The 7,356-nt window shown below is 31.3% G+C and carries 8 protein-coding genes and 1 pseudogene; 6 read left to right on the top strand and 3 right to left on the bottom strand.

Annotated features, from left to right (window positions below; all coding sequences use genetic code 11):
* Together D3H64_RS06575 and D3H64_RS06570 are read right to left on the bottom strand one after the other, a co-directional pair.
* Positions 1-344: helix-turn-helix domain-containing protein (locus tag D3H64_RS06575; RefSeq protein WP_147429899.1), on the bottom strand; the 344-nt coding region annotated here is incomplete at its 3' end.
* 199 nt (positions 345-543) lie between these two features.
* Positions 544-1,782 carry an IS256 family transposase gene (locus D3H64_RS06570; RefSeq protein ID WP_121565480.1) on the bottom strand — a complete coding sequence of 413 codons (1,239 nt, stop codon included), beginning with the start codon at positions 1,780-1,782 and terminating at the stop codon, positions 544-546.
* A 115-nt stretch (positions 1,783-1,897) separates the two neighbouring features.
* Here D3H64_RS06570 and D3H64_RS06565 point away from each other — a divergent pair, with 115 nt between their 5' ends.
* The 6 genes from D3H64_RS06565 (at position 1,898) to D3H64_RS06540 (ending at position 6,823) form a co-directional block, all read left to right on the top strand.
* A complete protein-coding gene (locus D3H64_RS06565) occupies positions 1,898-2,329 on the top strand; it encodes a helix-turn-helix domain-containing protein (RefSeq protein ID WP_121565481.1) in 432 nt (143 codons plus the stop codon).
* 241 nt (positions 2,330-2,570) lie between these two features.
* Positions 2,571-3,272 carry a lantibiotic protection ABC transporter ATP-binding protein gene (locus D3H64_RS06560; protein ID WP_121565479.1) on the top strand — a complete coding sequence of 234 codons (702 nt, stop codon included), beginning with the start codon at positions 2,571-2,573 and terminating at the stop codon, positions 3,270-3,272.
* A 2-nt stretch (positions 3,273-3,274) separates the two neighbouring features.
* A complete protein-coding gene (locus D3H64_RS06555; protein ID WP_121565478.1) occupies positions 3,275-4,015 on the top strand; it encodes a lantibiotic immunity ABC transporter MutE/EpiE family permease subunit in 741 nt (246 codons plus the stop codon).
* Positions 4,015-4,755 carry a lantibiotic immunity ABC transporter MutG family permease subunit gene (locus D3H64_RS06550; protein WP_121565477.1) on the top strand — a complete coding sequence of 247 codons (741 nt, stop codon included), beginning with the start codon at positions 4,015-4,017 and terminating at the stop codon, positions 4,753-4,755. The genes D3H64_RS06555 and D3H64_RS06550 overlap by 1 nt, the downstream gene beginning before the upstream one ends.
* A gap of 38 nt (positions 4,756-4,793) precedes the next feature.
* Complete coding sequence (locus tag D3H64_RS06545; protein ID WP_121565476.1) at positions 4,794-5,453, top strand: response regulator transcription factor; 660 nt, start codon at positions 4,794-4,796, stop codon at positions 5,451-5,453.
* The gene (locus D3H64_RS06540; protein WP_121565475.1) at positions 5,444-6,823 is read left to right on the top strand and encodes a sensor histidine kinase KdpD; all 1,380 of its coding nucleotides are present in this window, start codon (positions 5,444-5,446) and stop codon (positions 6,821-6,823) included. Before D3H64_RS06545 ends, D3H64_RS06540 begins: the two co-directional genes overlap by 10 nt.
* A 160-nt stretch (positions 6,824-6,983) precedes the next feature.
* Here D3H64_RS06540 and D3H64_RS06535 read toward each other — a convergent pair.
* Positions 6,984-7,195 (bottom strand): annotated as a pseudogene (locus tag D3H64_RS06535) (hypothetical protein); the annotation flags it as partial.
* Positions 7,196-7,356 lie beyond the last annotated feature (161 nt).

Raw genomic sequence — 7,356 nt, 5'->3', positions numbered from 1 at the left:
ATGCGCTCGTCAGCCCAATCTAGAAAATCCGCTAATTGATGCCACTTAGGAGGTCGCCCACAAGCAGTTCTAGCGGTAGTATAACTAGCTTGGCCAGCATCAGCTGAATAACTCATCTGATCATACTCATAAGTTTTACCCGAGGAAGACTTGACGACTTGCTTAATTTGTCGAACTGTTCCACGTTTGACCTCTTGACTGATCGTTGAATGGTGTTTGCCCAATCTCCTAGCTATTTCTCTAAAGGATAATTTTTCTTCGCAATAAGCTTCTATTTTACACCGATCCTGATAGGTTAAATGTTTCCTATTCGATAGAGATGTGTTACTATTGGTGTGCGTCATGTAAATTCATGGTAGTGTCAAATAAATTGTGTAAACAGTTTTGCAAGACTGTAGATATAGTAGCAGTAAATTAAATCCTTAGTTTTTAACCCCTCACTTGTGGAATATAGAATAGTGGACACGGTTTTCCTTTATAGGCTTTTCAGATTCTATGTTCCACAAGTGAGGGGAAAGCAACCAACGGGCGCTAGGAGCACTTTCAAGATACCTGAGATTCCCCCTCTATTTTTTTAAGATTAGCCTCATTAACTGGTAAATTCTGGTGTAACAATTTATTTAATTCATAGCTAACTTGTTTAAAGCCTTTATGAGATCGTTGAGTAAATTTGACATTATACTCGGAAATATAACAATACACCATCTTTTCTAGAGACTTTTCATTAGGGAATTGTTCTTTTACTTTGGTTACCCGCTTGATTTGTTTATTAATATTTTCTGAAATGTTATTCGTATATAGACTGATCCAAATAGGCTTTGGAAAGTGCATAAATGAAAAGAGATTCCGTTTTTGCTTGAATTGCTCCACTAGCTTGGGATAAATTCCTTGCCAGCTTTCATAAAAATCCTTAAGACGGTGACTAGCTTCCGCAATATTTTTAGATTTAGGAACCTCTTTTAGGGCTTCCATAATGGCTTGACGATCTTTACTTCTGACCTTACCACTCACGCTTCGTAACAAGTGAGTCCAACAGGTTTGGTGTAGGGCTTGAGGAAATTCATCGGTTAAAGCTTCTGCTAACCCGTTTAACTCATCTGATACAAATAAGAGTACTTTTTTTAGTCCTCTTGTTTTCAAGTCTTGAAGCATTTCACGGTAATTGACGGACGATTCATTTGGGTAGAGTTGGAAGTCTAGAACCTCTTTATGACCTACGGCATCTATGCCAAGAATGATATGCACAGCTTCTTTAGAGACCAATCCACCACGTCTCACAGGAATAAATGTTGCGTCACAATAAATAGCGACATAGTTAGATTGAATTTCCCGTTGTCGATAATTGATGAGTTCTTCTTCAAAACTTTTGGATAGATTGGAAATGGTGGCCGGTGAATAGTAGTGGCCATACATTTTTTCGATTAATTCAGATATATCACTGGTAGTGACTCCTTTTTGATACATCATCATAATCATTTTTTCTAGATGGGATTGGGAAGATTGTAGGGCTTTGACGGTTTGGATATCCAGTTCTCCTAATCGATCTCGTGGAATTTTTAAATTCAGTAACCCATATTGTGTTTTTAGGGATCGAGTATAGTAACCATTGCGTGAGTTCCCAGTATTATAGCCTTTTATTTCCCATTTTTCATAGTCAAGGAATACTGTTCGCTCTGTTTCAAGCAAGAGATTCACCGCATCCTCCAGCGATTGGCGAAAAATATCTTCAATCGGTTCACCTTTGACTAGTGCTGCCATTATTTTTGTGTTAAAGTTTTCCATAAGGGTCTCCTTTTTTGATTGTTTTGGTTGGTATCTACAATCTTACAAAAAGCAGGCCCTTTTTTCTATGGTTGTTTGGAGGTTACACAAGAAATTTTACACTGTGGGCATTGTTTTGATTTCTGGAGAAAAATTAAAAAAGTTAAGACTTATGCGAAACTTAACTCAAAAAGAGCTTGCCATTAAATCAGGATTAACTGATGCTGCAATAAGAAATTATGAACTTGGGAATAGATCTCCAAGTAAAGACCAATTACAAAAAATAGCAGAAGCACTTGAATGTGATATATCTGCCTTAATAAATCATGATCCTAATTCCATTTTTGAAATTATGCATATAATCTTTGATTATGAAAAAGATATAAAGTTTAGACCTTTGGTAGGAGAGGGAGAAACAACAAGCCTATTATCTAATGACACAGACTTTAATAACTTTCTTATCGAATGGGATGAAATGAGAAAAAAACATTATAATGGAGAAATTTCTGATGAAGAATTTGAAGATTGGAAATTATCTTTCCCTAAAAAATCAAGATATTTAAAATAAGTATAGGAACACAAAAAGACCGCAGCCTTGAACTACGGTCTAATTTTTTTGTCCAAATGTAAACCACTTGGAACTATAATTCAATTTATTCTTTTTTACTTTCAGTATCATTTGTGTCCCAGTACCGGACATTTAAGGTAAAAACAATCTATTAAATTTTTAAAGAATCTTATCTTCCTTATGGAATCCTTAAATTTGTATTTTATACTAAGTTTATAAAATGAAGAGGAGGTTCATTTATATGGACAAATTGATATTGGAAACAAAAAATCTAACTAAAACTTTTGGAAAACAAAAAGCAGTAGATAGTATTTCTTTAAAAATAAAAGAAAATTCTATATATGGATTGCTAGGACCTAATGGGGCTGGTAAATCAACTACATTGAAGATGATTACTGGAATGATTCATAAAACATCTGGAGAAATATTTTTTGAAGGTCACCAGTGGAGTCGTGACGATTTATCAGATATTGGTGCATTGATAGAAATGCCAGCCTTGTATGAGAACTTAACAGCTAGGGAAAATTTAAAAGTAAGGACACTCCTACTAGGATTACCCGATTCTAGGATTGATGAAGTTCTGGAAATAGTAAGTTTAAAAGATACTGGCAAAAAGAAAAGTGGTCAATTTTCTTTAGGAATGAAACAAAGGCTAGGTATTGCCATTGCATTATTAAATAATCCTAAGCTTTTGATTTTAGATGAGCCAACAAACGGACTTGATCCACTTGGAATTCAAGAATTGCGTGATTTAATAAAAAGTTTCCCCCAAAAAGGAATAACCGTAATTTTGTCTAGTCATTTTTTAGCAGAAGTGGAACAAACTGCTGATCATATTGGGATTATTAATAACGGAAAATTAGAATATCAAAATATCATTAACCATAATGATATTTTAGAAGAACTTTTTATGGATGTTATAAAAAGTGGAATGGAGATGTAACAATGATAAATTATATTTTTGCAGAAAATTTAAAACATAAGCACAGTTTCTTGAAGAAGTTATTAGTAATTATGCCAATATCTTTAATCTTATTGTCATTACTTCTTATGCCAAGCTATTTTACTACCAATTCCTATAACTGGTGGTATGTCATTATAATGCCAGCAACTTTTGCCTTAATACCTGCAATGATGCATAGAAAAGAAAGTAGAAAATTAAACTACAGAGCAGTTTTCCCTCTAAATATTAATCTCAAAAAGTTATGGGTTTCAAAAATAATTACAGCATTTATTTATATGAGTATTACTGCTATAATCCATATGCTAGGAGTGTATATTTTTCAATTTTTCGTGGGCGAACAACTAACGCCGAGCTATACATTTTTGACATTGTTATGTTCAAGTGCATTACTAATTATAACTAATATTTGGCAAATCCCATTTTGCTTTTTCTTGGCAAAAAAATTTGGTTTTATCGTAAGTATTGCAATCAATGCAGTATTAGGCTTAACATTAGGAATCTTGTTATCTGATAGTGCTTTTTGGATTTATTGCCCATATTCTTGGGGAATTAGATTAATGATTCCTGTTATGCATATCTTACCAAGTGGTGTTTTAATGGAAGAATCAAATCCAATAATATCAAATACATCATTATATATTCCTTGTATTTTATCTATATGTCTATTTACATTACTGGCAATGATAAGTGCAAAATGGTTTTCAAAGCAAGAGGTAAAATAATGATAAACATAATAAAATCCGAGCTATACAAAATCAAACACACCTGGCTACCTTGGATTCACATAGTCTTACCTATAGCCTATTCTTTGTTATTTTATGTGGCATCAAAAACTACTGGATTAAAAAATTTCGAAAAAAGCAATATAATACAAATTTATTTTACACTTTTAGGAGCAGTAATCCCAATAATATTAAGTTTTGTAACTTCAAAAGTTTCTGATATGGAAATAAGTGCTGGAAAATTTCAAATGATGTTATCTACAACAAAATCTAGAACTAAGGCTTATCTTGGAAAACTTATTGTATTAGAATTGGGATTTATTATTTCTCTGACTTTAGCTATTGTAATTTTTGCAATATTATCTGGATATCAAAATAACTTAGATTGGGTTATTGAATTTTTCTTAATTGTTATTAGCAGCTTTTCTCTATACTTGATTCATCTTTGGGTATCAATTATGTTAAGTAACGGTGCATCTATTGGATTGGGCTTTCTAGAAACATTAATTAATTTACTTTCAATAACTGTTATTGGGGATAGTATTTGGTATTTTTTACCTTGTACCTGGGTATCTAGACTTCCAGCAATGTATATTACTATAAGTAAGATTTCGGATCGGTCTTATTTTTATAAAGAGTTTAGACTGTGGAGTTTTACAGCTTTGTTTATTATCCTAATCCTATTTGCTTCCTCAATAATTTGGATTAACAAATGGGATGGAAAATCTGTTAGTGAATGAAATAGAGTTATTTTATTAAAAAATGAGGAGGTGATGGAATGTCTTTAATTCTTGCAGTTGATGACGAGTTAGATATGCTTGATCTAATAAAAAATATTTTGAAAAAGAACAACCATCAGGTCGATGTATATCAAAACCCTTTAGATATTGATAATAGTAAGCTTAATAAATATGATTTAATATTACTTGATGTTATGATGCCAGATGTTGACGGAATTAGTTTTTGCAAAGAAATTCGCAATAAAGTAGACTGTCCTATTCTTTTTTTAACAGCAAAAACTATGGAAGAAGATATAGTTGAAGGATTATTAATTGGTGGTGATGATTACATCACAAAACCATTTAGTGCAGCAGAACTGGTAGCTCGTATAGAAGCCCATTTAAGACGAGAAAAAAGAGAACGACACACTAGTTTAAATCTCGGTGAAATTCGATTTGATTTATCTTCCAATGAAGTATTTGTAACGGAGAAAAAAGTTCATTTGACAAAATCCGAGTATCAGATTTCAGAATTGTTAGCAAAAAGAAAAGGACAAGTGTTTTCAAGAGAGCAAATATACGAGCTTGTCTTTGGATTTGATGGTATAGGAGATGCATCTGCAATATCAGAACATATAAAAAATATTAGGGCAAAGTTTCAAAAATATGGAAAAAATCCAATTGAAACAGTATGGGGGATCGGATATAAATGGAATTAAAATCTAAAGGTCAATCTCTTAAAAATATACTTTTTAAATATTTGTTAAGTATTGCACTAGGACTAGTAATCTCAGTTGGATTAATAATAGCTTTTATATCTGCTGCTTACCAATTTAAATGGATATTTCCAGCGAACTATACTGAGAATTTAATCCTTGAAAAAAGGGCAGATATTGCCACTTCAAAAAATTTCGAAAAATCATTACTTCCAGATAATACATCTTATCTATTTCTATCAAAAGACGAAAAAGTTATAGAAACAAATATGAATAAGAACATTCAAGATGTAGCCTTTAACTATCATAAGGGATCTGGTAATTCTAATTCAAACTTATCCTTTATGGAAATACAAAGATCAGATGGATATGTACTTGTAGCTTATAGCCTAAAGCCTTATTATAGAAGTCCATGGATGCAAAGAAATCTTCCACAAATAAATATTTTATTACTAATCTTACTTATAGTATTTTGTTTTATTAGTATTATTACTATCACTTTGATTTGGGCAAAGAAAATATCGAGAGAATTAGATCCTTTGCTAGAAGCTTCAGAAGAAATTGGTCAACAGAACTTAGATTTCCAAGTTAAAAAATCAAATATTCAGGAATTTAATGCCATATTAGAAAGTTTAGAAAAAATAAAGGTAGGGTTAATCGAATCTTTAAGAAGAAATTGGAGAGAAGAAGAGAAAAAAAGAAATCAGATTTCAGCATTAAGCCATGATATAAAGACTCCAGTTTCAATTATAAAGGGCAACTCAGAATTATTAGGAGAAACAAATCTAACAGAAGAACAGAAGACATTTCTAAGTTATATTATAAAGAACACAAACCGTATTGGTAAATATATTGAAACTTTAATGCTTGTTAATAAATCTAATCAAGCAAATGAATTAAATTTTCTTGAAATTAGAACAGAAAAATTTGTAGAAAATATTGAAAAGCTAGCAAAAGAATTCACATCAACTTATAAGTTAAATCTTTTAGAAGATATTAACTACGAGAATAATTTTTTAATAGTAGATTTGAAAAATTTTGAACGAGCCTTTCTAAATATTCTAAGTAATGCCGAGGAGCAAAGTCCTAAAAAATCAACTATTAAGTTAATTATATGTTCCAAAGCTGATAAGCTTCAAATATCAATACTTGATCAAGGATATGGATTTACAGGTGAAGACCTATTATATGCAACCGATCAATTCTATCAAGGAGACAAAAGTAGGCATTCAAAAGAAAACTATGGTATCGGTTTATTTGTTGCCGAACAAATTATTAAGATGCATGGAGGAAGTCTTGTTTTAGAAAATAGTACTGATGCAATAGGTGCAAAGGTCAGCATATTATTACCTGTCAAGAATACTCTTACATAAGGGTATTCTTCTTTTCTTTATTCAAAAATTTTATGTGGGTTGTATCTAAAATCTTCAAAAAATACAAAAATAATTTCATAAGTTTTCCACTCTTAGTAATATAATCTTTTGCCAAATCTAGAGCTTGTTTTGTAGGATGTATTTTTGCAATTGCCACAGAACTTTCTTTTGATTTGTTTAGAAGTAGGGAGTGAATCTGGCATATTTCTTTTGCTAAATTTTCTATTTTTCTCATATAATCAATATTTTTCTTATAAAGATTCCCGTTGTATTAGTTGCTTTTACAATCTAGTTTATATTATTTGTTGCATTTGAAAGTAGCCATTGGAGATCTATAAATGGTTCTAGGTCTACAATATAAATTTCTTTTTCTTCATCTGTTAAATATATTATTAGTTGATTTTTTAAATTTATTTTATACTAGTTGTCGCTTTTAATTGTACAATCTATCAAATAAAAAAGACCATAACACTGTATTTGGTAAACTAAAAATCAGCCAAGTGGCAATTAAAAATCCAGCCGCTTGACCAACA

The sequence above is a fragment of the Atopobacter sp. AH10 genome (assembly GCF_003664595.1).
GTDB lineage: Bacteria > Bacillota > Bacilli > Lactobacillales > Aerococcaceae > Atopobacter.
The sequence above is the reverse complement of the archived record's forward strand: the minus strand, read 5'-3'. Positions and strand labels throughout refer to the sequence as shown.

Excerpts from the sequence above, each read along its gene's own strand:
- D3H64_RS06570 (WP_121565480.1), bottom strand. The coding sequence starts at position 1,782 with ATGGAAAACTTTAACACAAAAATAATGGCAGCACTAGTCAAAGGTGAA.
- D3H64_RS06560 (WP_121565479.1), top strand. The coding sequence starts at position 2,571 with ATGGACAAATTGATATTGGAAACAAAAAATCTAACTAAAACTTTTGGA.
- D3H64_RS06555 (WP_121565478.1), top strand. The coding sequence starts at position 3,275 with ATGATAAATTATATTTTTGCAGAAAATTTAAAACATAAGCACAGTTTC.
- D3H64_RS06550 (WP_121565477.1), top strand. The coding sequence starts at position 4,015 with ATGATAAACATAATAAAATCCGAGCTATACAAAATCAAACACACCTGG.
- D3H64_RS06545 (WP_121565476.1), top strand. The coding sequence starts at position 4,794 with ATGTCTTTAATTCTTGCAGTTGATGACGAGTTAGATATGCTTGATCTA.
- D3H64_RS06540 (WP_121565475.1), top strand. The coding sequence starts at position 5,444 with ATGGAATTAAAATCTAAAGGTCAATCTCTTAAAAATATACTTTTTAAA.